This is a genomic window from Variovorax sp. PBL-E5 (assembly GCF_901827185.1).
Lineage (GTDB): Bacteria > Pseudomonadota > Gammaproteobacteria > Burkholderiales > Burkholderiaceae_C > Variovorax.
Genome location: NZ_LR594671.1, coordinates 3,703,738 through 3,730,240, shown reverse-complemented (window position 1 = coordinate 3,730,240; position 26,503 = coordinate 3,703,738). Strand labels below are relative to the sequence as shown.

Genomic DNA, 26,503 nt, shown 5'->3' with positions numbered 1-26,503 from the left:
GAGCCGCACATGCCTTCTCCCGGTGCCATGAACATCTTCAGCGTCGCGGGCTCTGCGATGACCGCGCAGTCGCAGCGCATGAACGTCACGGCCAGCAACCTGGCCAATGCCGACAGCGTGGCCGGCCCCGACGGCCAGCCCTACCGCGCCAAGCAGGTGGTCTTCGAGGTCGATGCCGCCGGCTCGCAGGAGGTCGGCGGCGTGAAGGTCGCACGCGTGGTCGAGGACCCGTCGCCCTTCAAGATGGTCTACGACCCCAAGAACCCGCAGGCCGACGGCAAGGGCTACGTCGCCATGCCCAACGTCAACGTGGTCGAGGAAATGACCAACATGATTTCCGCCTCGCGCAGCTACCAGGCCAACGTCGAGGTGCTCAACACCGCCAAGACGCTGATGGTCAAGACGCTCAGCATCGGCCAGTAAGCCCAACCCCAGACAAAGAGCAAAACCCCATGGCCATCTCCGACACCTCCTCGATCACCGGACTGAACGCCGCCAGCGCGGCGGCGAGCGCCACCACCGTCTCGAACGACGACACCGAGCAGCGCTTTCTCAAGCTGCTGGTGACGCAGCTCAACAACCAGGATCCGCTCAACCCGATGGAGAACGCCGAGCTGACCTCGCAGCTCGCGCAGATGAGCACCGTGAGCGGCATCCAGCAGCTCAACAGCACGCTCTCCGGCCTGGTGAGCCAGACCGGCTCGAACCAGGTGCTGCAGTCGGCCTCGCTGATCGGCTACTCGGTGCTGTCGCCAAGCAGCGAGCTGAACGTGACGGCCGACAAGGCCACGCCCTTCGCCGTCGATATGGCCGGCTCGGCCTCCGACGTCAAGGTGACGATCACCGATGCATCCGGCAGGACGGTGCGCACGCTCGACCTCGGCACCCAGCCGCAGGGCGTCGCCGGCGCGAGCTGGGACGGCCTCGACGACGCCGGCAACGCTGTGGCGGCCGGCACCTACCAGTACGCCGTGGCGGCGACCAACGGCGGCACCGCGGTCGATGCGACCGCGCTCTCGTTCTCGACCGTGGCCGCGGTCAAGCAGGCGTCGGGCGGCGTCACGCTGGAGCTGGCATCGGGCAGGAGCATCGGCCTGGCCGACGTGCGCATGTTCCTCTGAATTCCTTCTGCTCTCGCAAGCCACTTTCCCCTGGCGGCAGTCCTCGCGCTGCAGGCCGCTTCTCCATTGCATTGAATAACAAGGACTAATCATGAGTTTCTCCCAGGGCGTCAGCGGCCTCGGCGCGGCCGCAGCGAATCTCGACGTGATCGGCAACAACATCGCCAACTCGGGCACCATCGGCTTCAAGTCGGCGGCCGCCACCTTCCAGGACGTGTACGCGGGCTCGCGCGTCGGCCTCGGCGTCGCGGTGGGCGGCGTGGTGCAGAACTTCACCCAGGGCGTGACGCAGACCAGCAGCCGCCCGCTCGACGTCGCGATCCTCAACGGCGACGGCTTCTACCGTTTGAGCAGCGCCAGCGGCGAGGTCATGTACTCGCGCAACGGCCAGTTCACCAAGGACAACAACGGCTACATCGTCAACGCGGGCGGACTTCGGCTGACCGGCTACGGCGTCAACGCCAACGGCGGCATCAGCGGCGGCACGCCGGCGCCGATCCAGATTCCCACCCAGGCCATGACGCCGCGCGCGACCACCACCGTCAATGCCGAGTTCAACCTCGACGCGCGCAGCACGGTGCCGACCAAGACGCCGTTCGACCCCGCCGACAACGACACCTTCAGCTACTCCAACGCCATCGGCCCGGTCTACGACTCGCTGGGCAATTCGCACGACCTCGCGGTCTACTTCGTGAAGACCGGCGCCAACAGCTGGGACGCCTACGGCACCGCGGACGGCGCGCCGCTCAACGGCGGCGCCGCACTCTCGGGCATGACCTTCGACAGCAACGGCAACATGACGGCGCCGGCCGGCGGCAAGCTGAACATCGCGGGCCTGAGCTTCACCAACGGCTCGGCGCCGCTCACCATGAGCGTCGACCTCTCCGGCACCACGCAGTTCGGCACCCTCAACGGCATGAGCAAGCTGAACCAGGACGGCTACACCTCCGGCGAGCTGACCTCGTTCGCGATCAATCCCGACGGCACCATCACCGGCAAGTTCTCCAACGAGCAGACCAAGCTGCTGGGCCAGGTCGTGCTGTCGTCCTTCGCCAACCCGAACGGCCTGGAGCCCAAGGGCGACAACGTCTGGGCCGAGACCGCGGCCTCCGGCCAGGCGCTGACCAGCACGCCCGCCGAAGGCACCAAGCAGGGCTCGCTGCAGGCCGGCGCGCTCGAATCCTCCAACGTCGACCTGACGTCCGAACTCGTCAACCTGATCGTCGCCCAGCGCAACTACCAGGCCAACGCGCAGACCGTGAAGACGCAGAACGAGGTCATGCAGACCTTGATGAACATCGGCTGACCGCCGCAGGACCCACGCAATGGATCGAATGCTGTATGTCGCGATGAGCGGCGCCAAGCAGGCCATGGAGCAGCAGGCCTCGGTCGCCAACAACATGGCGAACGTCTCGACGCCGGGATTCCGCGCGCAGATCAACAGCTTCCGCGCGGTGCCGGTGGTCGGCGAGGAGACGCCCACGCGTTCCTTCGTCGTCGCCACCACGCCCGGCGCCGACTTCACCCACGGCCCGCTCACCGAGACCGGCCGCGCGCTCGACGTCGCGGTCAAGGGCGAGGGCTGGCTGGTGGTGCAGACGCCCGACGGCGGCGAGGCCTACACCCGTGTCGGCAACCTGCAGGTGGGCGCCGACGGCCAGATCCTGACCATGGGCGCGCGCCCCGTGATGGGCGAGAGCGGCACGCTGGTGATCCCGCCCGGCTCCACCGCGACCGTCGCCGAGAACGGCCTCGTCACCGCACGCGGCGCCGGCGATCCGAACGTCGGCGTCGGCGAGGTCGGGCGCCTGAAGCTCGTCAACCCGCCGAACGCCGACCTGGTGCGCGGCGAGGACGGCCTGTTCCGCATGCGCGACGGCCTGCCGCCGGCGCCGGCCGACGAAGCGGTCACGCTGGTCTCCGGCGTGGTCGAGGGCAGCAACGTCAATCCGGTCGAGGCCATGGTGGCCATGATCGCCAACGGTCGCAGCTTCGAGATGCAGATGAAGTCGATCCAGTCCGCCGACACCAACGCGCAGTCGGCCAACAAATTGCTGGCGTACGGCTGAGGCCGAATCCCATCCGCCGTCCGTTCACCCGCTCCGCAGGAGATTCCCCATGTTGCGTTCCCTCTATATCGCCAAGACCGGCCTCGAAGCCCAGCAGACCCAGCTCGACGTCGTCTCCAACAACCTGGCCAACGTCGGCACCACCGGCTTCAAGCGCAGCCGCGCCGTGTTCGAGGACCTGATGTACCAGAACCTGCGCCAGGTCGGCGGCCAGACCTCCGACCAGACGCGGCTGCCCTCGGGCCTGCAGGTCGGCACCGGCGTGCACGTGGTCTCGACCGAGCGCATCCATGCGCAAGGCAACATGACCAAGACCGACAACCCGACCGACATCGCGATCAACGGCAACGGCTTCTTCCAGGTGCTGATGCCCGACGGCACGACCGCCTACACGCGCGACGGTTCGTTCACGCCCGACAAGGACGGGCAGCTGGTCACGGCCAGCGGCTTTCCGGTGCAGCCGGCGATCACCCTTCCGCAGAACTCGACCGGCATCACCATCGGCCGCGACGGCATCGTCACGGTCACGCAGGCCGGCACCACCGCCAGCGTGCAGGTCGGGCAGCTGCAGCTCGCCACCTTCCTCAACCCGACCGGGCTGCAGAGCATGGGCGAGAACCTCTACACCGAGACCGATTCCTCGGGGCCGCCGAACCAGGTTAACCCGGGGCTCGACGGCGCCGGCATCGTGAGCCAGGGCTACATCGAGGCTTCCAACACCAACGTGGTGGAAGAGCTGGTGAACATGATCGCGGCGCAGCGCGCGTATGAGATCAACAGCAAGGCGGTGCAGGCGTCCGACCAGATGCTCCAGCGCCTAGGCCAGCTGTAATGCACACCGCAGGGCGTTTCGCGATCTCGGTGGCGGTCGTCGCGCTGGCCTCCGGCTGCGCGCAGCTTCCGCGCGAGCCGCTGGTGCATCAGCCGATGACGGCGCGCGCGGACCCGTATGCGGCAATGGCGCCGCGGCGGGCGAACGGGGCGATCTTTCAGGAGGGGCCGGGCGGCAGCGCGCTGTTCGAGGACCGCAGGCCGCGCAACGTCGGCGACATCCTGACCATCGTGATCAGCGAGAAGGTCAACGCGAGCAAGAACTCGGGCGCGAACGTCAGCCGCAACGGCAGCGTCGGTGCAGCCTTCGGCGCGATCCCGAAGCTGCTGGGCGGCCTGCTCGACGGACAGGACGCCAAGCTGTCGGGCAACAACGTGCTCGATGCCAAGGGCGGCGCGAATGCCAACAACACCTTCAACGGCGTGATCACCGTCACGGTGACGGACGTGATGCGCAACGGCAACCTGCTGGTGAGCGGCGAGAAGCAGATGGGCATCAACCAGGGCACGGAGTTCATCCGTTTCTCGGGCGTGGTGAATCCGCGCACGGTCTCGGGCAACAACACGGTGCCTTCGACGCTGGTGGCCGATGCGCGCATCGAGTACACGGCCAAGGGCTATATCGACGAGGCGCAAACCATGGGCTGGATGCAGCGTTTCTTTCTGAATGTGATGCCGTTCTAGATATGGCTCCCCCCAGGCTGCGCGCACTTCGTGTCGCTTCGCCAACCCCCTGCCGGGGGCAACACCGGCGGACCGGTGGAGCCGGATCCGCGGTGTTTCTTGAATAGAAAGATCCTTTTCATGCGACGTTTAATTTCTCTGGTCGGTGTTGCTGTGCTCTGCGCGCTCGCGTTGAGCGCACCGGCGCACGCAGAGCGGCTCAAGGAGCTCGCCAGCATCCAGGGCGTGCGCGACAACCCGCTGATCGGCTACGGGCTGATGGTGGGGCTCGACGGCACGGGCGATCAGACGATGCAGACGCCGTTCACCACGCAGAGCCTGAACAACATGCTGCAGCAGCTCGGGATCACGATTCCGGCCGGCGTGAACATGCAGCTGAAGAACGTGGCTGCGGTGATGGTGACGGCGACGTTGCCGTCGTTCGCGCGCCCGGGCCAGAACATCGACGTGACGGTGTCCTCGATGGGCAATGCCAAGAGCCTGCGCGGCGGCACGCTGCTGATGACGCCGCTCAAGGGCGTCGACGGCGCAACCTACGCGATCGCGCAGGGCAACCTGGTGGTCGGCGGCGCCGGCGCCTCGGCCAACGGCAGCAAGGTGCAGATCAACCAGCTGAGCGCCGGCCGCATCCCGGGCGGTGCGCTGGTCGAGCGCACGGTCGAGTCCGCCTTGGGCAGCGACGGCGCCATCTCGCTCGAGCTCACGCGCTCCGACTTCGGCACCGCGGAACGCGTGGTCGAGGCCGTCAACCGCCAGTTCGGCGCCGGCACCGCCAACGCCATGGACGCGCGCCAGATCCGCGTGCGCGCGCCCGCGCTGCAGGATCACGTCGGCTTCCTCGCGCGGCTGGAGAACATCGAGGTCACGCCGGTGCAGGCCGGGGCGCGCGTGGTGATCAATGCGCGCACCGGCTCGGTGGTCATGAACCAGGCGGTGCGGGTGAGCGATTGCGCGATCGCGCACGGCAATCTCTCGGTCGTCATCAACACCGAGCCGGTGGTCAGCCAGCCCAACGCACTCGCGGGCGGCACGACCGTGGCCGCGCAGACCTCGCAGATCTCGGTCAACCAGGGCGGCGGCGCCTTGCAGATGGTGCGCGGCGGCGCCTCGCTGTCCGACGTGGTCAAGGGCCTGAACAGCCTGGGTGCGAATCCGCAGGACCTGGTGTCGATCCTGCAGGCCATGAAGACGGCCGGCGCGCTGCGCGCCGAGCTCGAAGTCATCTGAGGACGGCATGGCGATGACGTCCCTCAACGCGTCGATCGGCACCGATGCGGCGAACCGCAGCGGCGCGCTGGACCAGCGTTTCGCGCTCGACGTGCAGGGCGTCGATGCGCTGCGGCGCACCGCGCGCACTTCGCCCGAGGAAGGGCTCAAGCAGGTCTCGCGGCAGTTCGAGGCGCTGTTCATGAACATGGTGTTGAAGAGCATGCGCGAGGCCACGCCATCGAGCGGCCTGCTCGATGACAGCAACCAGAAGCTCTACACCTCGATGCTCGACCAGCAGCTGGCGCAGAACCTGTCGGGCCGAGGTCTCGGGCTGGCCGAGGCGATGCTGGTGCAGCTGCGCCGCGCGTCGGCATCGGGCACGCCGGAGGCCGAAGGCGATGCCCGAGGCGCGGGCATGTCGCTCGCGCCGCGGCCGGGGCTGCCGATCCGGCCGCAGTCGGGGATTCCGCTCGGCTCCTCGCCGACGCCGCCGATGGCAACGGGGCGCGCCGACCTGAGCGCCTACCAGCTCAACAACGACCGCGCCGCATCCGGTGCGATGGCCTCGCTGCAAAGCCATGTCGACAGCTTCGTCAGCCGCATGGGCACGTCCGCACAGGCGGCGAGCGCGGCCAGCGGCGTGCCCGCGCCGCTGATCCTCGCGCAGGCCGCGCTCGAGTCCGGCTGGGGCAAGCGCGAGATCCGCGGCGACGACGGCACGCAGAGCTTCAACCTGTTCGGCATCAAGGCCGACCGCGGCTGGCAGGGCCCGGTGGTCGAGACCACCACCACCGAGTACGTGGACGGCGTGCCGCAGCGCGTGCGCGCGAAGTTCCGCGCCTACGGCTCGTACGACGAGGCCTTCACCGACTACGCGAAATTCATGACCGGCAATCCGCGCTATGCCAACGTGATCACCACCGGCGATCCGACCGAGGCCGCACACGGCCTGCAGCGCGCCGGCTACGCGACCGATCCGCAGTACAGCCAGAAGCTGGTTCGCATCATGCAGAAGTTCGTCTAGGAACGGACCCCGACAAAGGAATCCCATGCCACAGATCGAAAGCCTCGAACGCCCCGCAGACGCGGCGGCCTCGCGCGGCGATGCCCACGCAAGGCGGCTGGAGGTCGTGACCTTCACGCTGGGCGCGGAGGAATACGGCATCGACATCCAGAAGGTGCAGGAGCTGCGCGGGTACGACGCGGTGACGCGGATCGCGAACGCGCCGGAGTACATCAAGGGGGTGGTGAACCTGCGCGGGATCATCGTGCCGATCATCGACATGCGGGTGAAGTTCAACCTGGGCACGCCGAGCTACGACCAGTTCACGGTGGTGATCGTGCTGAACATCGGCGGCCGTGTGGTGGGGATGGTGGTGGACAGCGTGTCGGACGTGATCACGCTGACGCCCGAACAGATCAAGCCGGCGCCGCAGATGGGCTCGGTGCTGGACACCGACTACCTGATCGGCCTCGGCACGGTCGATGAGCGGATGCTGATCCTGGTGGACATCGATCGGCTGATGTCGAGCGACGACATGGGCCTGATCGAGAAGATCGCGGCCTAGCGACCCGGCCGATCGAAGCCGGCGCGGGATTTTTGAAGGAGGAGGCAAGGATGAAGAACTGGAAGATCGGCACTCAACTCGGCATGGGCTTCGCGCTGGTGCTGGCGCTCGCCGCCGGCATCGCGGCCGTCGGCGTGCTGCGCCTGCAGGCCGTGGGCGATGCGACGCAGGAGATGGCGCAGCATTCGCTCGCCAAGGAGCGCCTGGCCGCGGCATGGCTGCAGTCCACCAGCAACAACAGCGTGCGCACCTTCGCGCTGCTCAAGAGCGACAACCCCGAGGTGCAAGCCTACCTGCAGAAGAACATCGGCACGACCAGCGCGGCCATCTCGGCGACGCAGAAGAAGCTCGAGGAGATGCTGGCCTCGCCCGAGGAACTCGCGCTGGCCGAGGACATCCGCAAGCGCCGCGCCGAGTACGTGGGCTTGCGCAACGACATCCTCAAGCTGCAGGCGCAGGGCCGGCAGGCCGAGGCCGCGCAACTCACCGATGGCCAGCTGGTGCCGCTGCTCGACAGCTACGACGCCAGCATCCGCGGCATGCTGAGCCACCAGCAGGCCGAGATCGACAAGACGGCCGCGGCCATCGACGAACTCCACCGCTCGGGCCGGCGCAACCTGCTCGTGCTGGCGGCGCTCGCACTGGCGCTGGGCGCGCTGCTGGCATGGCGGCTCACGCGCGGCATCGTGCAACCGATCGACGAGGCGATCCTCATTGCGGAGACCGTCGCCTCGGGCGATCTGAGCCAGGAATTCGCGACCGAACGCGGCGGTGATTTCGGCCGGCTGCTGAACGGCATGGGCGAGATGGAGGACACGCTGACCGAACTGGTGCGGCGCATCAAGGGATCGACCGATTCCATCGTGGTGGCGTCGAGGGAGATTGCCTCGGGCAACCAGGATCTTTCTTCGCGCACCGAAGAGCAGGCGAGTTCGCTGCAGCAGACGGCAGCGTCGATGGAAGAGCTCACCTCCACCGTCAAGCAGAACGCCGACAACGCGCGCCAGGCCAACCAGCTCGCCGTGTCCGCTTCGGAAGTCGCAGTCAAGGGCGGCAGTGTCGTCAGCCAGGTGGTCGACACCATGGGCTCGATCAATGCGTCCTCGCGCAAGATCGTGGACATCATCGGCGTCATCGACGGCATCGCGTTCCAGACCAACATCCTGGCATTGAACGCGGCCGTCGAAGCGGCCCGTGCCGGCGAACAGGGCAGGGGCTTTGCCGTCGTCGCTTCGGAAGTGCGCAACCTCGCGCAACGCTCGGCCGCAGCGGCCAAGGAAATCAAGACCCTGATCGGCGACTCGGTGGACAAGGTCGAGGAAGGCAGCAAGCAGGTGGCCGAGGCGGGCCGCACGATGCAAGAGATCGTCGGCAGCGTCAAGCGCGTGACCGACATCATGGGCGAGATCACGGCGGCCAGCCAGGAGCAGACCTCGGGCATCGAGCAGATCAACCAGGCGATCACGCAGATGGACCAGGTCACGCAGCAGAACGCGGCGCTGGTGGAAGAGGCCGCAGCGGCGGCGGCCTCGCTGCAGGAGCAGGCCGGTGGTCTGTCGCTGGTGGTGGGCGAGTTCCGATTGGACTGAATTTCGAGTCGACCTTCAAGAATGGCCCGCAGCTGCCGATAACCCCTCTGCAGCACCCGTTTCCCTGGAGAGAAAAGGCCCCTGTTCGACCTGAACCTCCGGAGCCTGAGCCTCACCAGGCGGCGCGGTGCGGACAACGGACAACAGATTCAAACCGGAGGCACAAGAGATGCTGATGAAGACCACAGACACATCGAAGCCGGCCGCGGAGCATGCGGCCCCGGCGACGGCACGCGCGGACAAGCCGCTGGAGTTCCTTTCCTTCACGCTGGGCGCGGAGGAATACGGCATCGACATCCAGAAGGTGCAGGAGCTGCGCGGGTACGACGCGGTGACGCGGATCGCGAACGCGCCGGAATACATCAAGGGGGTGGTGAACCTGCGCGGGGTCATCGTGCCGATCATCGACATGCGGGTGAAGTTCAACCTGGGCACGCCGAGCTACGACCAGTTCACGGTGGTGATCGTGCTGAACATCGGCGGCCGTGTGGTGGGGATGGTGGTGGACAGCGTGTCGGACGTGATCACCCTGACGCCCGAACAGATCAAACCGGCGCCGCAGATGGGCTCGGTGCTGGACACCGACTACCTGATCGGCCTCGGCACGGTCGATGAGCGGATGCTGATCCTGGTCGACATCGGCCGCCTCATGTCCAGCGACGAGATGGGCCTCGTCGAAGCCATTGCCTGAAGTTGCCCGCCATCACCTCGAACACCGGATCCGCGCCATGAACTTTCTTTCCAACCTCCGTATCGGCACGCGCCTGGCGACCGGCTTTGCCATCGTCCTCGGCCTGACCATCCTCTCGTCCGCCTTCGCGCTCGTCAGCGCCCGCAACAGCGCGGAAGCCACCCGCCACATGATGCAGGGTCCGCTGGCGAAGGAGCGGCTCATCGCCGACTGGTATGTGCTGACCTACTCGGCCATCGCGCGCACCTCGATGATCGCCAAGACCTCCGACGAGACGCTGCCCGTCACCTTCGCCGACGTGATCTCCGACAGCGTGAAGAAAGGCAGCGAGACCATGGCCAAGGTCCAGGCGCTGCTGGTGGCCGATGTCGAGAAGACGACCTTCCAGTCGATCGTCGACCTGCGCGCCAAGTACCAGACGGCCAAGGACCTGGTCGGCAAGACCAAGGCGGCCGGCGACGCGGCAGAGACGGAGCGGGTCTTCAAGGACGTCTTCACGCCGGCCGCGAAGGCCTACGAAGGGCGGGTGCTCGACCTGCTGGCGATGGAGCGCAAGGCGATCGATGACCAGAGCCGGGCCATCGACGCGGCGAACGCGCGCAGCTTCAACCTGAGGCTGGCGTTGACCCTGCTGACGGTGATCGCCGGCGGCGCCTTCGCGTTCTTCATCTCGCGCAGCATCGTGCGGCCGCTGGGCCATGCGATCAAGGTCGCGGAGACGGTGGCCGGCGGGGACCTGAGCTCGCACATCGAAGTGGCGAGCCGCGACGAGACGGGCCAGCTGATGCAGGCGCTCAAGCACATGAATGCGAGCCTGGCGAAGGTGGTCGGCGAGGTGCGCTCGGGCACCGACACCATGGCGACGGCGTCGAGCCAGATCGCCTCGGGCAACCAGGATCTTTCTTCGCGCACCGAAGAGCAGGCGAGTTCGCTGCAGCAGACGGCAGCGTCGATGGAAGAGCTCACCTCCACCGTCAAGCAGAACGCGGACAACGCGCGCCAGGCCAACCAGCTCGCCGTGTCCGCTTCGGAAGTCGCAGTCAAGGGCGGCAGTGTCGTCAGCCAGGTGGTCGACACCATGGGCTCGATCAATGCGTCCTCGCGCAAGATCGTGGACATCATCGGCGTGATCGACGGCATCGCATTCCAGACCAACATCCTGGCGCTCAACGCAGCGGTCGAAGCCGCCCGTGCCGGCGAACAGGGCAGGGGCTTTGCCGTCGTCGCTTCGGAAGTGCGCAACCTCGCGCAACGCTCGGCCGCGGCGGCCAAGGAAATCAAGACCCTGATCGGCGATTCGGTGGACAAGGTCGAGGAAGGCAGCAAGCAGGTGGCCGAGGCGGGCCGCACGATGCAAGAGATCGTCGGCAGCGTCAAGCGCGTGACCGACATCATGGGCGAGATCACGGCGGCCAGCCAGGAGCAGACCTCGGGCATCGAGCAGATCAACCAGGCGATCACGCAGATGGACCAGGTCACGCAGCAGAACGCAGCGCTGGTGGAAGAGGCGGCAGCGGCTGCGGCCTCGCTGCAGGAGCAGGCTGCCAGCCTGTCGAGCGTGGTCGGTGTGTTCAAGCTCGATGCCGGCACACATGGCGCCTCGCCGCTTGCCCGCATCGTGCCGATCGCCGGTGCGGCGCCCCGGACGCCCGCGAAGGCACGCGCCAAGGCCTTGCCCGCGCAACGCGAAAAGGGCGCGGGATCGCAGCCCCAGCTTGCGCTCGCTGCAGGCGCGGCCGGCGACTGGACGGAGTTCTAGGATGACACGACGCTACGCAGGAGAATGAAAATGCAATGGTTCCAACAGCTTCGCGTGAGCGTCCGGCTGATCCTCAGTTTCCTGGTCGTCGCGGCGGTGGGCGGCGCCATCAGTGCGCTCGGCATCTTCCACATGGGCCGCATCAATGCATTGACCGAAAGCCTCTACGACAACGAGCTGCATGCGTTGAAGGCTGCGCAGGAGGCCCACATCGACCTCATCGATGCGAGCCGCGCCCAGATGAGCCTGCTGTCGGCCTCCACGCGCGGCGACCGCAACACCGGCGCGAAGGCGCTGAAGTCCGCGCTGGAAGGCCTCGAAGCGCAGCTCGCGCAAGCCAGGCCGCTGCTCCAGGACAGCGACGAGGGACAGGCGCTCTTCAAGCAGTACGAGAGCCTGATGCCGCCGTTCAGGAAGCGCATGCTGGATTTCGTGGCGCTGATTTCCAGGCAGTCGCTGGACAGCTCGCAGTTCGATGGCCAGGTGACCGAGGACAGCGACAAGCTGCTGAAGGATTCGCGCGTGCTCGAGGACGTGCTGAGGAAGATGGTGGTCTACAGTGACCAACGCGCCAAGGCCAGCGTCGACGATGTGGGCGAGACCTACCGGACCTCGCGGCTGCTGATGGCGGCGCTGGCGCTGGCCGGGATCGTCGGCAGCGTGGGTCTGGGCGTGATCGTGGCGCGTCTGCTGGCGCGTCAATTGGGCGGCGAGCCGGGTTATGCCGCGGCGGTGGTGGGCCGCATCGCCGGCGGCGACCTGACGGACGAGGTGCAGGCGCGCTCGGCGAAGGACGGCAGCCTGCTGCATTCGATCAAGCAGATGCAGCACCAGCTGACCGAGGTGATCGGGCGCATCCGGGTTTCGACCGACACGATCGCGACGGCCTCGGGGCAGATCGCAGTCGGCAACCAGGATCTTTCTTCGCGCACCGAAGAGCAGGCGAGTTCGCTGCAGCAGACGGCAGCGTCGATGGAAGAGCTCACCTCCACCGTCAAGCAGAACGCCGACAACGCGCGCCAGGCCAACCAGCTCGCCGTGTCCGCTTCGGAAGTCGCAGTCAAGGGCGGCAGTGTCGTCAGCCAGGTGGTCGACACCATGGGCTCGATCAATGCGTCCTCGCGCAAGATCGTGGACATCATCGGCGTCATCGACGGCATCGCGTTCCAGACCAACATCCTGGCATTGAACGCGGCCGTCGAAGCGGCCCGTGCCGGCGAACAGGGCAGGGGCTTTGCCGTCGTCGCTTCGGAAGTGCGCAACCTCGCGCAACGCTCGGCCGCAGCGGCCAAGGAAATCAAGACCCTGATCGGCGACTCGGTGGACAAGGTCGAGGAAGGCAGCAAGCAGGTGGCCGAGGCGGGCCGCACGATGCAAGAGATCGTCGGCAGCGTCAAGCGCGTGACCGACATCATGGGCGAGATCACGGCGGCCAGCCAGGAGCAGACCTCGGGCATCGAGCAGATCAACCAGGCGATCACGCAGATGGACCAGGTCACGCAGCAGAACGCGGCGCTGGTGGAAGAGGCCGCAGCGGCGGCGGCCTCGCTGCAGGAGCAGGCCGGCAGCCTCGTCGAGGCGGTCGGCGTCTTCAGCCTGCGGACCGCCTGAGTGCCTGCGCCGGCCTTCATTTTTCGGCGCCGTTGCCGATATACAGGACCAGGGCATCGATGCGATCGATGCCGCGATCCAGATCACTCTCACAGGTAAAAGCCTTATGTCCGGAAGCTTGTTCCTCACGGGTCTGAGTGGCCTCAGCGTGGCCCGAACCGCGTTGGTGACCACGGCCCACAACACCGCCAACGTGTACACGCCGGGCTACAGCCGGCAGGTCGCCGAGATCGCCAGCGCCGGCGCCATCTCGAGCGGCTCGGGCTTCATCGGCAGCGGTGCCAACGTGAGCACCGTGTCGCGCAGCTACGACCGCTACCTCACCGCGCAGCTGGCCGCGGCGCAGTCGGCCTCCGCCGCGCTCAGCACCAACAGCACGCAGATCAATCGCGTCGATACGCTGCTGGCCGACAAGACCTCGGGCCTGACGCCGCTGATGCAGAGCTTCTTCGCCAGCATGCAGGGCGTGGCCGACACGCCCGCCGATCCGGCCGCGCGCCAGCAGCTCATCAGTTCGGCGCAGTCGCTGTCGAGCAAGTTCCGCTCCACCGACCAGTATCTGAGCGACCTGAACTCGTCGATCAACGACCAGATCGGCGGCAGCGTCGACCAGATCAACACCTACTCCAGCAAGATCGCCAGCCTCAACAAGCAGATCAGCATGCTCAGCGACATGGCCGGCGGCCAGCCGCCCAACGACCTGCTCGACCAGCGCGACCAGCTGGTGAGCCAGCTCGGCCAGATCGTCGACGTCAAGGTGCTGCAGCAGGACAACGGCAAGTACAACGTCTTCATCGCCACCGGCCAGTCGCTGGTGGTGGGCGACCAGGCAGCGAAGATGGTGGCCGGGCCGTCCGCGGCCGATCCGACGCGCGAGGCCCTGTCCCTGGTCGGCTACGCGGGCAACACCAGCGAGATCAGCGACGAGACCATCACCGGCGGCTCGCTCGGCGGCCTGATGGCCTTCCGCAGCCAGACGCTGATCCCGACGCAGAACGCCATCGGCCGGCTCGCGATGTCGATCTCGGATGCGGTCAACGCGCAGCACAAGCTCGGCGTCGATCTGAACGGCGCGCTGGGCCAGGACTTCTTCACCCAGGCCACGCCGGGCGTGCTGTCCAATGCAGGCAACACCGGCAACCTCGTGCTCGGCGCGACGCTCACCGATGCGTCGCAGCTCACGATCAGCGACTATTCGGTGGAAGTGCGCGATGTCGCGGGCACGCTCAACTATTCGGTGACGCGGCTGTCGGACAAGCAGTCGATGGGCAGCTTCACCAGCCTGCCGATCAGCTTCGACGGCGTCACCGTCGCCGCGACCAGCGGCACGGCGCAGGCCGGCGACACCTTCCTCGTGCAGCCGACGCGCACCGGTGCGCGCGACCTCGACGTGCTGGTGCGCGACCCGGCCAAGGTCGCCGCCGCATCGCCGCTTTCCACCGGCAACACCGTCGGCAACCAGGGCAGCGGCGCAATCGGCAGCGCGAGCGTCGATGCGAGCTATCCGGCCTCGCCGCTGGCCGCCACGGTGACGCTGGGCTACGACGCCGCGAGCCAGACGCTGTCGGGCTTCCCGGCCGCATCCCCGGTCACGGTGACGCTGGCCGACGGCACGGCCACCACCTATGCGGCGGGCGCTGCCGTGCCCTATACGGCCGGCGCGGCGATGAGTTTCGGCGGCATCAGCGTGAGCATGACCGGCGCGCCCGCGCACGGCGACACCTTCACCGTCGGCAAGAACGTCTCGGGCGTGTCCGACGGCAGCAATGCGCTGCAGCTCGGCGCGCTGCAACGCAAGGCCACGATGGGCAACGGCACCACCACTTTCAACGGCGCCTATGCGCAGCTGGTCAGCGAGGTCGGCAACCGCGCGATGGAGATCCAGGTCGCCGGCGCCACGCAGGACAGCGTGACCAGCCAGATCAAGGCCAGCCAGCAGTCCATCTCCGGCGTCAACCAGGACGAGGAAACCGCCAACCTGCTGATGTACCAGCAGATGTACCAGGCCAATGCGAAGGTGATCCAGACCGCATCGACCATGTTCGACGCGATCCTCGGCATCAGCGCCTGATCCCCCGCAACACCCAGATCCCAGGAGCCGCGATGCGCATCAGCACCCAGTCTTTCTACGAGCAGAGCCTCAACGCGATGGGGCAGCAGCAGCAGCAGCTGTTCAAGGTCCAGCAGCAGCTCGGGACCAACTCCAAGTTCCTCACGGCCGGCGACGACCCGGTCGGCGCGGCGCGCTCGCTCGGCGTCAGCCAGACGCTGGCCGAGTCGGCGCAGTACGCATCGAGCCGCGACCACGCGATGCTGTCGCTGTCGCGCGAGGAAGGCGCGCTGGACTCCGTCACCTCGATCCTCCAGAACATCAAGACCCTCACCGTGCAGGCCGGCAACGGCACGCTGTCGGATGCCGACCGCAACGCGCTGGCCACCACCATCCAGAGCAACCTCGACCAGCTGGTCGGCGTGGCCAACTCCGACGACGGCAACGGGCAGTTCCTGTTCGGCGGCTTCAAGAGCGCCAACGCGCCCTTCGCCGCGACGGCCGGCGGCGGCGTGCAGTACGTGGGCGACCAGGGCCAGCGGCTGATGCAGGTGGATGTCGCGCGGCAGATGTCGACCTCGGACGACGGCCGCACCGTCTTCCAGTCGGTGCAGGGCGGCGCGGGCTATGTCGCTTCGGGCACGGCCGGCAACACCGGCTCCGGCGTGTTCGGCGCGATCGGCGTGACCGATGCGACCGCGGCCAACTATGGCAAGGATTTCACCATCAGCTTCGCCGGCGGCAACTACACGGTGACGACCAAGGACACGCCGCCGGTCGTCGCGGCCACCGGCGCGTTCACACCCGACACGCCGATCGCCTTCGGCGGCCTGCAGATCAGCATCAGCGGCAAGCCGGCGGACGGCGACAGCTTCGACGTCTCGACGGCCAGGAACGCCGGCACCGACATCTTCGCCGCCATCGGCCAACTGGTCAGCGCGCTGCGCACGCCGCTCGAAGGCGGCGGCGACGCGGCGCAGGCCAAGCTGCTCAACGCGCTGAGCACCGCCAACGTCAAGGTCAGCAACGCGCACGACAACGTGCTGACCATCCTGTCGTCGGTGGGCTCGCGCCAGAACGAGCTCGACGCGCTCAACACCAGCGGCGCGACGCGCGACCTGCAGGACAAGAGCTACCTCTCGTCCATCCAGGACCTGGATCCGGCCAGCGCGATCTCCGAGTTCTACCAGCGGCAGACCTCGCTGCAGGCCACGCAGCTGACCTTCGCCAAGCTCAGCAGCATCTCGCTGATGAACTACCTGTAGCGCGGCGCGCGCGGCTCGGACAGTTGCGCTCTTTGCATATCGCAATTGATTGGTTCGTGATTGCGTGATGGCTCCCTAGACTTCGGCGCTCCACCCAAGGAGCACCGTCCGTGAGCACTGTCACCGCAACCAACATCGATACCTCTTTCGGCGATTTGTATATTCGCCGCGTCGCCGGCCGCATCGGCGGCGAGGTCCTCAACGTCAAGCTGAGCGCGCGGCTGGATGGCGAGGTGATTGCCTCGATCCATGCGGCGCTTGTCCGGCACAAGGTGCTGTTCTTCCGCGGACAGACGCAGCTCGGCGACCGCGAGCAGGAGGCCTTCGGCGCGCGCTTCGGCCGCGTCGTGCCGCATCCGACGGTGCCCGCGGTCGAAGGCCTGAAGCTGCTGGAGCTCGATGCCTCGCGCGGCGGCGGTCGTGCCGATTCGTGGCACACCGACGTCACCTTCGTCGATGCCTTTCCGAAGATCTCGATCCTGCGCGGCGTCACGCTGCCGGTCCATGGCGGCGATACCGTGTGGGCCAACACCGCGGCCGCCTACGAGCAACTGCCGGCCGGACTCCGCACGCTCGCCGATGGCCTGTGGGCGGTGCACAGCAACGCGTACGACTACGCCGGCGGCCGCGACGTGGTGGACCCCGAACGGCTGCGGCACTACCAGGACGTGTTCGCCTCCGCCGTGTACGAGGCCGAGCATCCGCTGGTGCACGTGCATCCCGTGTCGGGCGAACGCGCGCTGCTGCTGGGCCACTTCATCCGCAAGATCTCGGGACTCTCGAGCGCGGAGTCCGCGCGCATCTTCGAGATCCTGCAAAGCCGCGTGATCGCGCTGGAGAACACGGTGCGATGGACCTGGCAGAAGGACGACGTGGTGATCTGGGACAACCGCGCGACCCAGCACTACGCCATCAACGACTACGGCGACCAGCCGCGCGTCGTGCGCCGCGTCACGATCGAAGGCGAGCCCGCGGTGTCGGTGGACGGACAGCGCAGCCGAACGCGCCGGCGCCCCGATGCCGTCAACGACGGACGCCTCGGCGCCGACCTCGCACGCGCTGCCTGATCGTCGCGCCTTCACACCCACTCGTCGCCGGAACCACGCGTTCACCCCCTCCATGAAATTCTTGCGTCCCCTTCTTCTCGTCGCGCTGTGGCTGGGCCTTGCCGCCTCGGCCGCCGCCGAACAAACCGAACTGCGCTACCAGGGCTGGACCGGCCAGGTCACCTTTCCCGAACTGGCCGAAGACCTCGGCTATCTCGCGCCCGTCAAGCTCGAGTGGATCGGCAACACCATCAGCGGTCCGCAGGACATCCAGACCGTGGTGACCGGCGACATCGATTTCGGCGGCGCCTTCAACGGCGCGGTGGCCAAGCTGATCGCTGCCCATGCGCCGATCAAGCCGGTGATCGCCTACTACGGCGTCGACGACACCACCTGGAACGGCTACTTCGTGCGCGCCGACAGCCCGATCCGCAGCGCGCGCGACCTGATCGGCAAGAAGGTCGCCGTCAACACGCTCGGCGCGCACCACGAGTTCATGCTGCGCGAGTTCCTCGCGCGCGGCGGCCTGACGCCGGCCGAGATCCAGCAGGTCACGCTGGTGGTGGTGCCGCCGGTCAGCGGCGAGCAGGCGCTGCGCCAGGGGCAGGTCGAACTGACGACGCTGGGCGGCGTGCTGCGCGACAAGGCGCTGGAACGCGGCGGCATCCGCAAGCTGTTCTCCGACCTCGACCTGTACGGCAACTTCAGCGCGGGGACTTACGTGCTGCGCGACAAGTTCATCAAGGACAACCCGGCCACCGCGCGCCGCTTCGTCGAGGCCACCGCGCGCGCCATCGAGTGGGCACGCAATTCGCCGCCCGAGGAAGTGCGAGCGCGCTTCGACAGGATCATCGCCCAGCGCAAGCGCAACGAAGACAACTCGACCATCAAGTACTGGAAGAGCACCGGCGTCGCCGGCAAGGGCGGGCTGATCGCCGACAAGGAACTGCAGGTCTGGATCGACTGGCTGGTGAAAGACGGTGTGCTCAAACCCGGCCAGCTGCGCGCGGCCACGCTCTACACCAACGAATTCAATCCATACCGCACCGAAGCGGTGGGCGTGGCGGCGAAATGACCTCGCGCATCACCTTCGAAAAAGTGCGCAAGGAGTTCGTGGTCCGCCCGGACGACGGCGGCCCGGCGCAACGCTTCACGGCGCTCGAGGACATCTCGCTCGAGGTCGAGGCCGGCGAGTTCCTCACGCTGGTGGGCCCGAGCGGCTGCGGCAAGTCGACCTTGCTCGATCTGCTGGGCGGGCTGACTTCGCCGACCTCCGGGCGCATCCTGCTCGACGGCAAACCGATCAGCGGGCCGGGCCGCGATCGCGCGATCGTGTTCCAGCAGTACGCGCTGTTCCCCTGGCGCACGGCGCTGCAGAACATCGAATTCGGGCTCGAAGTGGCGGGCGTTGCGCCCGCCGTGCGGCGCGAGCGGGCGCGGCACTACCTCGACCTCGTCGGGCTCTCGGCCTTCGGCAACCGCCATCCGCACGAACTGTCGGGCGGCATGAAGCAGCGCGTCGCGATCGCGCGCAGCCTGGCCTGCGAGCCCGAGGTGCTGCTGATGGACGAGCCCTTTGCCGCGCTCGATGCGCAGACACGCGAGAACCTGCAGGTCGAGCTGTTGCGCATCTGGCGCGCCACCGGCAAGACCATCGTCTTCATCACGCACGGCATCGACGAGGCCATCGTGCTCGGCCAGCGCGTGGCGGTGATGAGCGCGCGGCCCGGCCGCATCCGGCAGGTGTTCGAGGTTCCCGCGGCGCTCAAGCAGGCGGCGGAGGACGTGCGTTCGCTGCCGCTCTTCGGCAGCGTGCGGCACCAGATCTGGACCCTGCTGCAGGACGCGCCGTCCCTCTCTTCCATTCCATCCAACCAAGAGGCGATCGCCCATGTCTAGTGCCCAACAGACCCTGCACCACACGCTGCAGACTTCCGCACCGCCCGATGCCGTGCCATGGCGCGCGACGGCGCTGCGGCCCGTGCGCTGGCTCGCCCGCGCGCTGGACCGCACGGCCATCCTCGTGCTGCTCGCAGTCCTCTGGGAGGTCCTGCCCCGGCTGGATCTGACCGATCCGACCTTCCTGCCGCCGTTGTCCGAAGTTCTCGCCGCGGGATGGAGCCTGGCGCTCAATGGCCAACTCGCGGAGCACACCGGCGCCAGCCTGTTCCGCGCGCTGGCGGGCCTCCTGATCGCGGTGGCCTATGCGATCCCGCTGGGCCTGGCCATCGGCTGGTACCGGCGGCTGGCCGATCGATTGGATCCGCTGATCGAGATCCTGCGCAACACCGCGCCGCTGGCGCTGCTGCCGGTGTTCATCCTGGTGCTGGGCATCGGCGAGGTGTCGAAGGTGGCGCTGGTCGTCTACGCGTGCTCGTGGCCGCTGCTGCTCAACACCATCTCGGCGGTGCAGCAGGTGGACCCGCTGCTGATCAAATCCGCGCGCACCATGGGCGCGACGCCGATGCAGCTGTTCCGCAAGGTGATCCTGCCGGCCTCGGTGCCCGCGGTCTTCGTCGGCATCCGGCTGGCGAGCGCCTCGGCCATCCTGGTGCTGGTCGCCTCCGAGATGGTGGGCGCGAAGGCGGGGCTGGGCTATCTGATCATCTATTCGCAATACAACTTCCAGATCCCGCAGATGTACTTCGGGATCATCGCCATCACCTCGCTCGGCCTTGTCTTCAACTGGCTGCTGCAGCGGCTCGAACACCATTTCACCGCCTGGAAACATCCATGACGCAACGCCAACTGCGCCTCGGCGCCTTCATCATGGCCACCGGCCATCACGTCGCCGCCTGGCGCCATCCCGGTTCGCAGGTCGACTCGGGTGTCAACATCGACCACTACATCGAGGTCGCGAAGACCGCCGAGCGCGGCCTGTTCGACCAGGTCTTCGTGGCCGACAGCCCGGGCGTCGGCTTCCATGGCGACGGCGAGGCTTTCAGCCGGCAGGGCCGCGTGTCCTACTTCGAGCCGGTGACGCTGTGGGCGGCGCTGTCCGCGGTCACGAAGCACATCGGCTTCGTCGCCACCGCATCGACCACCTACGAGGATCCCTTCCTGCTGGCGCGCAAGTTCGCCTCGCTCGACCACTTGAGCAAGGGCCGCGCCGCATGGAACGTGGTGACCACCGGCGCCGACAACGTGCACGGCAATTTCGGCCTGGACCGGCATCCCGATCCGGCTGTGCGCTACGAGCAGGCGCACGAGTTCATCGACGTGGTCAAGGGCCTGTGGGACAGCTTCGAGGACGATGCCTTCTCGCGCGACCCGGCCTCGGGCCGCTACTTCGATCCGGCGAAGCTGCATGCGCTGAACCATGCGGGCAAGTACTTCAAGGTCAGCGGTCCGCTCAACCTCGAACGTCCGCCGCAGGGCTATCCGGTGATCGTGCAGGCCGGCTCGTCGGAGCCCGGGCGCGAACTCGCCGCGGCCTCGGCCGAGGCCATCTTCACCGCCTGGACCAGCCTGGCCGAAGCACAGGCCTTCTACCGCGACGTGAAGGGCCGGCTGGCCAAATACGGCCGCGGGCCCGATCAGTTGCTGGTGCTGCCGGGCATCTCGCCGGTCATCGGCCGCACCGAGGAAGAGGCGCAGGCCAAATGGGCCGAGCTGCAGGCACTGATCCATCCCTCGGTGGGCCTGAACACGCTGCAGATCTTCTGGCCGGGCGAGGACCTGTCGACATGGGATCTCGATGCGCCGCCGCCCTACATCCCCGAGCCGCCTGCCGGCCGCAACAGCCGCGCCCACGTGGTGCTCGAACTGGCGCGGCGCGACCGGCTCACGGTGCGCCAGCTCTACGAATACCTCGCGGGCGCGCGCGGCCACTGGGTGGTCGTCGGCACGCCGCAGACCATCGCCGACCAGATGCAGGAATGGTTCGAGAACGAAGCGGCCGACGGCTTCAACGTGATGCCGCCGGTGCTGCCGCAGTCGCTCGAAGAATTCGTCGACCTCGTGATCCCCGAGCTGCAGCGGCGCGGCCTGTTCCGCACTGCGTACGAAGGAAAGACGCTGCGCGAGAACCTTGGCCTCGCGCGGCCCGTCAATCAGTTCGCCGAGCGCGCGCGCAAGGTGGCCTGAACGACGCGATCGCCGAGTCGTGGCGAGGTGCGCGGCGTGCCGAGCGCCGCTCAGGGCTGCTTCGGCACCAGGCGCGGATCCTTGAGCGCCGGGTCCTCGCCCTTGACGTGCGACTTGCCGGCCTCTTCGGCGCGCTTCATGTCTTCGGCCTCGGCCGCGTCACGGGGCTTGGCCGCGCGCGCGGCCGGCTCGACCTTGCCGGCCTCGACGAATTCGCGCTGCGCCTTGTCGTAGCGGCGCGTGGCGTCGTAGTTGCCTTCGCCTTGCAGGTCCTTGTCCTTGTCGGGTGGGTTCATCGCGGCTCCTTGGGTTGAGGAACCACACTAGATCCATGCAGCCCGAGAGCGAGCGGCAAGCAGCGGGGCGCAAGGTAGGCGGAGTCCGACACCGGCGCCACTCAGCCTTCTCTCGTTCCCCGGAGATAGGCCGGCGCCTGCGCATGTTTCTCGAAGCCGCCGTAGCGCACGGACGACGGGTAGTACTCCGCGCCGAACTGCACCTTGCCCGCGGCTTCATCGCCGCCGACGCTGGCGATGAAGGCGAGCATCAGATCGATGCCGGCGGACACGCCCGCCGATGACCACACCTTGCCGTCCTGCACGTAGCGCTCTTCCACGACCGTCACGTCGCCGAGCGCGCGCAGGCGTTCGAGCGAACCCCAGTGCGTGGTTGCCTTCTTGCCCGACAGCAGCCCGGCCGCATGCAGAACGAAGGCGCCGGTGCAGACCGACAGCACGGCCTGGCAATGCCTGGCCTGCTGCGCGACGAAGTCGACCAGCACCGGGTTGTCGACTTCGCGGCGCGTGCCCTGCCCACCGGGGACCAGCAGATGGTCGAGCGGCGGGCAATCGGCGAAGGACACGTGGGGATTGATCGACAGGCCCTTCGAGCATCGGACCGGACCGGGCGACTGGCTGACGATGAGGCAGGGGGCCGGGCCGTCTGCGAACTTGCTCCACATCGTGAGCATTTCCCAGGGGCCTACGAAGTCGAGTTCTTCGACTTCATTGAAAACGAGGATGCCGAAGTTCATGAGCAGGACCTTGTGCGTGCGCGGCTGAACGAATGAGGGATGACGCCATCCTACCGAGGACTCAGCGATGCAACGCCTGGGTCAACCCGAGCAGCGAAGCCAGCGCATCCGCAAACCGCGGCTCCAGAAACGCCCCCAACTGCGGCATCAACAACCCCAACATCCCCACCCCCGCCAGCAGCGTCAGCGGAAACCCCACCGCAAAGATACTGAACTGCGGCGAAGCCCGATTGAGGATGCCCATCGCAAGGTTGAGCGTCAGCAGCGCCGTCACCAGCGGCAGCGACAGCATCACCCCGGTCGAGAAGATCCGGCTCGCACCGAGCACCAGGAACATCCATCCCTGCGCGGCCAGCGGCGCGTCGGCAATGGGCAGTGTCTGGAAGCTGTCAGCCAGCGCAGACACCAGCAGCAGATGACCATCGACGGCGATGAAGATCAGCATCGCGAGCATGTTGAGCAGTTGCGCCACGACCATGGTGGAGCCGCCGCTCATCGGATCGAAGAAGGACGCGAAGGACAGGCCCATCTGCAGGCCGATGTACTCGCCCGCCGCCATCACGGCGGCGAAGACCATGCGCATGGTGAAGCCCATCGCGACGCCGATGAGCACCTGCTGCACCAGGATCCAGATGCCGCCGACCGAGACCACCGGTACCGGGGGCAGCGGCCCGAGCGTGGGCGCGAGCACGAGCGCGAGCAGTGCCGCGATCGCGACCTTGACCTGCCGCGGCACCCAGATCTCGCCGAAGACCGGCGCGGTGCTGACCAGCGCCAGCATGCGGACGAAGGGCCAGAGGAAGGCAACCAGCCACGCCGTCAGCTGGGCCGAGGTGACCGAGAAGACCGGCGGCATCAGCCCACGAGCTGCGGGATGCTCGCGAACAGCGCGCGGATGTAGTCGAGCATCTGCCCGAGCATCCAGGGGCCCGCGATCACGAGGGTGACGAACACGGCCAGCAGTTTCGGGATGAAGGACAGCGTGGCCTCGTTGATCTGCGTGGCGGCCTGGAAGATGCTGATCACCAGGCCGACGACCAGCGCCACCAGCAGCAGCGGCGCACCGAGCAGCAGCGAGACCTGGATCGCCTGCGAGCCCATGGACATGATGGTTTCGGGTGTCATCGTTGGCTCCTCGCGGCTAGGTGTAGAAGCTCTGCGCCAGCGCGCCGATCAGCAGCTGCCAGCCATCGGCCAGCACGAAGAGCATCAGCTTGAAGGGCAGCGCGATGCCGGCCGGCGGCACCATCATCATCCCCATCGACATCAGCACGCTGGCCACCACGAGGTCGATGATGAGGAAGGGAATGAAGATGGTGAAGCCGATCTGGAACGCGGTCTTCAATTCGCTGATGACGAAGGAGGGCAGCAGGATGCGCAGCGGCACGTCTTCGGGGCCCTGCATGTCGGGCACCTTGGCCAGGCGCGCGAACAGCGCGAGATCGTTCTCGCGCGTCTGGCGCAGCATGAAAGTCTTGAAGGGCTCGATGCCGCGCTCCAATGCCTTGTCGGCGCTGATCTTGTTTTCCGAGAGCGGCTTGTAGGCGTCGGTGTAGACCTTGTCGAACACCGGCGACATCACGAAGAAGGTCAGGAACAGCGACAGGCCGACCAGGATCTGGTTGGGCGGCGACGATTGCGTGCCGATCGCGGTGCGCAGCAAGCCCAGCACGATCAGGATGCGCGTGAAGCTGGTCATGCTCAGCAGCAGCGCGGGCAGGAAGGACAGCGAAGTCAGCAGCACCAGCGTCTGCACGCTGAGCGACCAGGTCTGGCTGCCGCCGGGGCCGGGCGTGCTGGTCAGGCCGGGCAGGCCCTGCGCCCAGGCGGCCATCGGCAGCACGGCCGCGAGCAGCAGGAGCGCACCGCGCAGGCCGCGGCGCAGGAAGGCGTTGCGGGGCACTGGAGCACCTTCGCGCAGCAGCGCTTCGGTATTCGCCTTCGGAACGGCCGGTCGGCTCATGCGGCCGGACGCTGCTTGACGCCGAGCGACTCGCGCAGCTTCTGCGCGAACAGGTCGATCGGCGTGCGCGCGGGCGCGTCGCCTGCGGCGGGCGCGTTCGGCAAGGCCTGGGCCGGCAGCGTGTGCAGCGTGTTGATCTGGCTCGCGGTCACGCCCAGCACCAGCCAGGTCGCGCCGACCTCGACCACCACCACGCGTTCGCGCTGGCCGACCATCGAGCTGGACAGCACCTTCACCAGCTGGCCGCCGCCGAAGCGCTGCAGGCCGAAGCGGCGCGCGAGCCAGGCGCACGCGAAGATCAGGCCGATCACGACCAGCATGCCGAAGCCGGCCTGCAGCATGCCGGAGGCGCCGACCGCCGGCGCGGCCTCCGCGACCGGCGTGTGCACGGTCGGCAGCGCGGCCTGCGCGGGGAGGGCGGCCAGCGCCGCGATCCACGCCAGCGCGCGCGGTGCCTGCGGCCGGTGCCTTGCAGGGATCATGAGCGCGCGAGTTTCTGCATGCGTTCGGACGGCGTGATGATGTCGGTCAGCCGGATGCCGTACTTCTCGTTCACCACCACCACCTCGCCCTGCGCGATCAGGTAGCCGTTGATCAGCACGTCCAGCGGCTGGCCCGCGAGGCCGTCGAGTTCCACCACCGAACCCTGCGAGAGCTGCAGCAGGTTCTTGATGGTGATGCGGGTGCGGCCGATCTCGGCGGTGAGCTGCACGGGCACGTCCAGCACGCGCGTGAGATCGACGGGCGAGGTCACCGTGCCGGGTGCGGGCGGTGCCGCTTCCTGGATCTGCTGGAAGACCTGCGCGGTGGCCGGTGCTGCCACCGGTGCGGGTGCGGCGGCCGGCGCGGCGGCCGCGGTCTGCTCGGCCAGCGCGCTGGCCCAGTCGTCCGCGTCGCCGGCGGAGGAGGTGTTGTCAGTCATGGTCGTTCTTCGAATCGCTGTCTTGGTGGGTGATCATGTGCTGCACGCGCAGCGCGTAGCGCTCGTTCGAGATGCCGAAGCCGCACTCCATCACCGGGATGCCGTCGACCTTGGCGGTGACCGTGGTCGGCAGCTCGATGGGCAGCACGTCGCCGACCTGGAGCTTGAGCACCTCGCCGATGGTGGAGGAGAGCGTCACGAAGTCGGCGCGCAGCTCGACGTCGGCGCTCTGCATCTGGCGCGACATCTGCGTGACCCAGCGCTTGTCGACCTCGACCTCGTCCTGGATCGGGTTGGACAGGAGGTCGCGGATCGGCTCGATCATCGAGTAGGGAATGCACACGTGCAGGAAGCCGCCGATCGGTCCGAACTCGATCTGCAGCGTGGTGTTCACCACCACCTCGTTGGGCGCCACGATGTTGGCCAGCTTGCCGTGCATCTCGGCGCGCACGTAGTCGAAGTTCAGCGGGTACACCGGCTGCCAGGCGTCGCCGTAGCATTGCAGCGAGAGGTCCAGCAGGCGCTTGATGATGCGCTGCTCGGTGCGCGTGAAGTCGCGGCCCTCGACCCGCACGTGGTAGCGGCCGTCGCTGCCGAACAGGTTGTCGACGACGAGGAACACGAGCTTCGGATCGAACACGAAGAGTGCCGTGCCGCGCAGCGGCTTCATGTGCACCATGTTGATGTTGGCCGGCACCGGCAGGTGGCGCACGAACTCGCCGTACTGCTGGATCTGCACCGGCCCGACCGAGATGTCGGGGCTGCGGCGCATGAAGTTCAGCAGCGCGCTGCGCAGGCCGCGCGCGAAGCGGTCGTTGATGACCTCCAGCGTGTGCATGCGGCTGCGCACGACGCGGTCGGGCGCGCCGAGGTCGTAGGCCGGCAGGCCATCGCGCACCGGCGGGGGCGCCGCGGGTTGGTCGGTGCTGCCGGTGACGCCCTGCAGCAGCGCGTCGACCTCGTCCTGCGAGAGGACCTGTTCATAGGCCATGGATCGCTTGTCCGG

General features: G+C 67.5%; 28 protein-coding genes. 20 read left to right on the top strand and 8 right to left on the bottom strand.

Annotated elements, in window-relative coordinates:
• The first annotated feature begins 9 nt into the window (after positions 1–9).
• From flgC to WDLP6_RS18090, 20 genes are all read left to right on the top strand, one after another.
• On the top strand, positions 10–423 hold the full coding sequence (gene flgC, locus WDLP6_RS18185) for a flagellar basal body rod protein FlgC (protein ID WP_162568541.1): 414 nt from the start codon (positions 10–12) through the stop codon (positions 421–423).
• A gap of 29 nt (positions 424–452) precedes the next feature.
• Entirely contained in the window at positions 453–1,121 is a 669-nt protein-coding gene (locus WDLP6_RS18180) for a flagellar hook assembly protein FlgD (RefSeq protein ID WP_162593474.1), read from the top strand.
• 91 nt (positions 1,122–1,212) lie between these two features.
• A complete protein-coding gene (flgE, locus tag WDLP6_RS18175) occupies positions 1,213–2,427 on the top strand; it encodes a flagellar hook protein FlgE (protein WP_162568539.1) in 1,215 nt (404 codons plus the stop codon).
• A gap of 19 nt (positions 2,428–2,446) precedes the next feature.
• Positions 2,447–3,190 (top strand): flagellar basal body rod protein FlgF, encoded by a 744-nt coding sequence (locus WDLP6_RS18170; protein WP_162593473.1) that lies wholly within the window; start codon positions 2,447–2,449, stop codon positions 3,188–3,190.
• 49 nt (positions 3,191–3,239) lie between these two features.
• Positions 3,240–4,022: a flagellar basal-body rod protein FlgG gene (gene flgG / locus WDLP6_RS18165; protein ID WP_162568537.1), complete on the top strand. Its 783-nt coding sequence runs from the start codon at positions 3,240–3,242 to the stop codon at positions 4,020–4,022.
• Positions 4,022–4,705 (top strand): flagellar basal body L-ring protein FlgH, encoded by a 684-nt coding sequence (locus WDLP6_RS18160; protein ID WP_162593472.1) that lies wholly within the window; start codon positions 4,022–4,024, stop codon positions 4,703–4,705. The genes flgG and WDLP6_RS18160 overlap by 1 nt, the downstream gene beginning before the upstream one ends.
• A gap of 120 nt (positions 4,706–4,825) precedes the next feature.
• Entirely contained in the window at positions 4,826–5,932 is a 1,107-nt protein-coding gene (locus WDLP6_RS18155) for a flagellar basal body P-ring protein FlgI (RefSeq protein ID WP_162593471.1), read from the top strand.
• 13 nt (positions 5,933–5,945) lie between these two features.
• Positions 5,946–6,938 (top strand): flagellar assembly peptidoglycan hydrolase FlgJ, encoded by a 993-nt coding sequence (flgJ, locus tag WDLP6_RS18150; RefSeq protein WP_162593470.1) that lies wholly within the window; start codon positions 5,946–5,948, stop codon positions 6,936–6,938.
• Positions 6,939–6,963: 25 nt separating this feature from the next.
• A complete protein-coding gene (locus WDLP6_RS18145) occupies positions 6,964–7,482 on the top strand; it encodes a chemotaxis protein CheW (protein ID WP_174259882.1) in 519 nt (172 codons plus the stop codon).
• A gap of 50 nt (positions 7,483–7,532) precedes the next feature.
• Positions 7,533–9,071 carry a methyl-accepting chemotaxis protein gene (locus tag WDLP6_RS18140; protein WP_162593469.1) on the top strand — a complete coding sequence of 513 codons (1,539 nt, stop codon included), beginning with the start codon at positions 7,533–7,535 and terminating at the stop codon, positions 9,069–9,071.
• Between the two features lie 175 nt (positions 9,072–9,246).
• Entirely contained in the window at positions 9,247–9,762 is a 516-nt protein-coding gene (locus WDLP6_RS18135; protein ID WP_232077107.1) for a chemotaxis protein CheW, read from the top strand.
• Between the two features lie 37 nt (positions 9,763–9,799).
• Entirely contained in the window at positions 9,800–11,521 is a 1,722-nt protein-coding gene (locus tag WDLP6_RS18130; protein ID WP_162593468.1) for a methyl-accepting chemotaxis protein, read from the top strand.
• A gap of 30 nt (positions 11,522–11,551) precedes the next feature.
• A complete protein-coding gene (locus tag WDLP6_RS18125) occupies positions 11,552–13,132 on the top strand; it encodes a methyl-accepting chemotaxis protein (protein WP_162593467.1) in 1,581 nt (526 codons plus the stop codon).
• Between the two features lie 106 nt (positions 13,133–13,238).
• A complete protein-coding gene (gene flgK, locus WDLP6_RS18120) occupies positions 13,239–15,203 on the top strand; it encodes a flagellar hook-associated protein FlgK (RefSeq protein ID WP_162593466.1) in 1,965 nt (654 codons plus the stop codon).
• A 32-nt stretch (positions 15,204–15,235) separates the two neighbouring features.
• Positions 15,236–16,447, top strand: coding sequence for a flagellar hook-associated protein FlgL (flgL, locus tag WDLP6_RS18115; RefSeq protein WP_162593465.1), 1,212 nt, complete (start codon positions 15,236–15,238; stop codon positions 16,445–16,447).
• A 110-nt stretch (positions 16,448–16,557) separates the two neighbouring features.
• Positions 16,558–17,514: a TauD/TfdA dioxygenase family protein gene (locus tag WDLP6_RS18110; RefSeq protein ID WP_162593464.1), complete on the top strand. Its 957-nt coding sequence runs from the start codon at positions 16,558–16,560 to the stop codon at positions 17,512–17,514.
• A 52-nt stretch (positions 17,515–17,566) separates the two neighbouring features.
• Entirely contained in the window at positions 17,567–18,568 is a 1,002-nt protein-coding gene (locus WDLP6_RS18105) for an ABC transporter substrate-binding protein (RefSeq protein ID WP_162593463.1), read from the top strand.
• Positions 18,565–19,392, top strand: a complete 828-nt coding sequence (locus WDLP6_RS18100; protein WP_162593462.1) for an ABC transporter ATP-binding protein — start codon at positions 18,565–18,567, stop codon at positions 19,390–19,392. The genes WDLP6_RS18105 and WDLP6_RS18100 overlap by 4 nt, the downstream gene beginning before the upstream one ends.
• Positions 19,385–20,230: an ABC transporter permease gene (locus WDLP6_RS18095; RefSeq protein ID WP_162593461.1), complete on the top strand. Its 846-nt coding sequence runs from the start codon at positions 19,385–19,387 to the stop codon at positions 20,228–20,230. Before WDLP6_RS18100 ends, WDLP6_RS18095 begins: the two co-directional genes overlap by 8 nt.
• Positions 20,227–21,579 carry an LLM class flavin-dependent oxidoreductase gene (locus tag WDLP6_RS18090; protein ID WP_162593460.1) on the top strand — a complete coding sequence of 451 codons (1,353 nt, stop codon included), beginning with the start codon at positions 20,227–20,229 and terminating at the stop codon, positions 21,577–21,579. The genes WDLP6_RS18095 and WDLP6_RS18090 overlap by 4 nt, the downstream gene beginning before the upstream one ends.
• 50 nt (positions 21,580–21,629) lie before the next feature.
• Here WDLP6_RS18090 and WDLP6_RS18085 read toward each other — a convergent pair whose 3' ends face one another.
• From WDLP6_RS18085 to fliM, 8 genes are all read right to left on the bottom strand, one after another.
• Positions 21,630–21,875 carry a hypothetical protein gene (locus WDLP6_RS18085; RefSeq protein WP_162593459.1) on the bottom strand — a complete coding sequence of 82 codons (246 nt, stop codon included), beginning with the start codon at positions 21,873–21,875 and terminating at the stop codon, positions 21,630–21,632.
• A 101-nt stretch (positions 21,876–21,976) separates the two neighbouring features.
• A complete protein-coding gene (locus WDLP6_RS18080; RefSeq protein WP_162593458.1) occupies positions 21,977–22,612 on the bottom strand; it encodes a DJ-1/PfpI family protein in 636 nt (211 codons plus the stop codon).
• 61 nt (positions 22,613–22,673) lie between these two features.
• Complete coding sequence (gene fliR / locus WDLP6_RS18075; RefSeq protein ID WP_162593457.1) at positions 22,674–23,468, bottom strand: flagellar biosynthetic protein FliR; 795 nt, start codon at positions 23,466–23,468, stop codon at positions 22,674–22,676.
• On the bottom strand, positions 23,468–23,737 hold the full coding sequence (fliQ, locus tag WDLP6_RS18070; protein WP_162593456.1) for a flagellar biosynthesis protein FliQ: 270 nt from the start codon (positions 23,735–23,737) through the stop codon (positions 23,468–23,470). The genes fliR and fliQ overlap by 1 nt, the downstream gene beginning before the upstream one ends.
• Before the next feature lie 16 nt (positions 23,738–23,753).
• Positions 23,754–24,446 (bottom strand): flagellar type III secretion system pore protein FliP, encoded by a 693-nt coding sequence (gene fliP / locus WDLP6_RS18065; protein ID WP_174259945.1) that lies wholly within the window; start codon positions 24,444–24,446, stop codon positions 23,754–23,756.
• 125 nt (positions 24,447–24,571) lie between these two features.
• Positions 24,572–25,057, bottom strand: coding sequence for a flagellar biosynthetic protein FliO (gene fliO / locus WDLP6_RS18060; RefSeq protein ID WP_162593455.1), 486 nt, complete (start codon positions 25,055–25,057; stop codon positions 24,572–24,574).
• Positions 25,054–25,497 carry a flagellar motor switch protein FliN gene (gene fliN / locus WDLP6_RS18055; protein ID WP_162593454.1) on the bottom strand — a complete coding sequence of 148 codons (444 nt, stop codon included), beginning with the start codon at positions 25,495–25,497 and terminating at the stop codon, positions 25,054–25,056. The genes fliO and fliN overlap by 4 nt, the downstream gene beginning before the upstream one ends.
• Positions 25,490–26,488, bottom strand: a complete 999-nt coding sequence (gene fliM, locus WDLP6_RS18050; protein WP_162593453.1) for a flagellar motor switch protein FliM — start codon at positions 26,486–26,488, stop codon at positions 25,490–25,492. Before fliM ends, fliN begins: the two co-directional genes overlap by 8 nt.
• Positions 26,489–26,503 lie beyond the last annotated feature (15 nt).